2 protein-coding genes are annotated in these 1510 nt (G+C 65.6%); one reads left to right on the top strand and one right to left on the bottom strand.

From position 1 onward, the window contains the following. Positions 1-818 (bottom strand): response regulator (locus HP547_RS28720; RefSeq protein WP_172288881.1); only part of this gene is annotated, 818 nt, incomplete at its 3' end. A gap of 238 nt (positions 819-1056) precedes the next feature. Here HP547_RS28720 and HP547_RS28715 point away from each other — a divergent pair. Then, positions 1057-1510 (top strand): hypothetical protein (locus tag HP547_RS28715; RefSeq protein WP_172288879.1); only part of this gene is annotated, 454 nt, incomplete at its 3' end.

The following is a 1510-nucleotide window of genomic DNA, read 5'->3' as shown; positions in this document are numbered from 1 at the left end:
ACCACCAGTGAGAAAACCTGGCGCTCGCGCTGAGTCAGGCGCTGGTACTTGTCCTCGACCTGTCGCGCGTGGCGCCATTTGCGTCCATCGACCACAGCCCGTGCGCGCACCGCCTGCAGCAGTGCCAGCAACTGGTCCTCGTCGAAAGGCTTGGTCAGGAACTCCACGGCACCGGCACGCATGGCCTGGACCGTCATCGGGATGGTGCCGAAGCCGGTCATGAACACGATCGGCCACGGCAGGGCCAGTTGGCGCAGCGCATCCTGCACCTCCAGGCCGCTGGTCCCGGGCAGATGCATGTCCAGCAGCAGGCAGGCGTAGGGGGTTTCCAAGCGCGCATCGAAAAGCGCCTCGGCACTGGCGAACAGGTGATGCGGGATATCCTGGGCGCGCAGCAGCCGGCCCAGCGCCGTGCGCACCGATGGGTCATCGTCCACTACCAGCACCGGCACGTGCGTGCTGTCGACCAGCGGCTCCAGGGTGGAGGTGCACAGCGGCGATTGAGCAAAAGCCTTGCAAGGTACTTCCAGGCTGATATCGGCGGCCAGGCGGTAACCGCGGCGTGGCACGGTCTGGATCAGGCCGTGATTGGCAAAGGCCTTGCGCAGCAAGGACACCTGCACCTGCAGGTTGTTGTCCTCCACTACCGTGCCGGCCCACACCTGGCTGAACAGTTCCTCCTTGCCGACCACCCGGCCTTTGGCCTTGATCAGCGTGGCCAGCACCTCGAATGCACGCCCGCCCAACGCGATCGGCTTGCCGTCGAGAAACGCTTCTCGCCGCTCCAGCGACACCTGGGCATTACCTATTCGGATCATGGCTTCCTCGCACGGGGACGGGCGTTCGCGCAGCCCGGGCAGCCTAGGCCAGCGCACGCATTCAGACAATTATCCCGAGGGATAGGTTGGCCCAAGGACTATACAAGCGCCCGGCAAAGGCCTGGGGGCAATAACGGACAACGGCGTGCCCGTTACGGCCAAGCGCGCTGCAAGCCGCATCCACAGGGGGGGCGCTGCGTATACTCGCGTCTCATGATGTCGCTAGCAGGGGTGCCCGATGCTCGATGAACGCCTCGCCCACAGGCCCATCGATTTTGACCAGTCGATCGATGAGGGCTGGTTGAACCGCTGCGACATTACCGCGCTGGGCCAGGAAGGTGAACTCAGCTACTTTCGCCTGCACGACCCCGCCAGCCAGCAAGCCTGGATTGCAGTGCGCGCTCCGCTCGAAGCCCCTGCCGCCTGCCAGCGGCTGGAACGTGATTACCGCCTGCAACTGGACTCGCAGTGGGCGGTCATCCCGTCGGCATTCGTACGCTCCGCCGAAGGCCCGCTGCTGGTGTACCCGGCCGGCCGCTCGGTCGCCGACCTGATCGCCAACGGCCCACTGGCGCTCGCGCCGTTTCTCGATATTGCCATGAACGCGGCCAACGCCCTGGCGCTGGCCCACGAATGCAATGTGCTGCATGGCGCCCTGCAGCCAGCGCATGTGTGCCTGCAGGGCAACCAGC

This window comes from Pseudomonas sp. CM27, from assembly GCF_013179515.1.
In the GTDB taxonomy this organism is placed as follows: Bacteria; Pseudomonadota; Gammaproteobacteria; order Pseudomonadales; family Pseudomonadaceae; genus Aquipseudomonas.
This window is presented reverse-complemented; position numbering and strand designations above follow the sequence as displayed.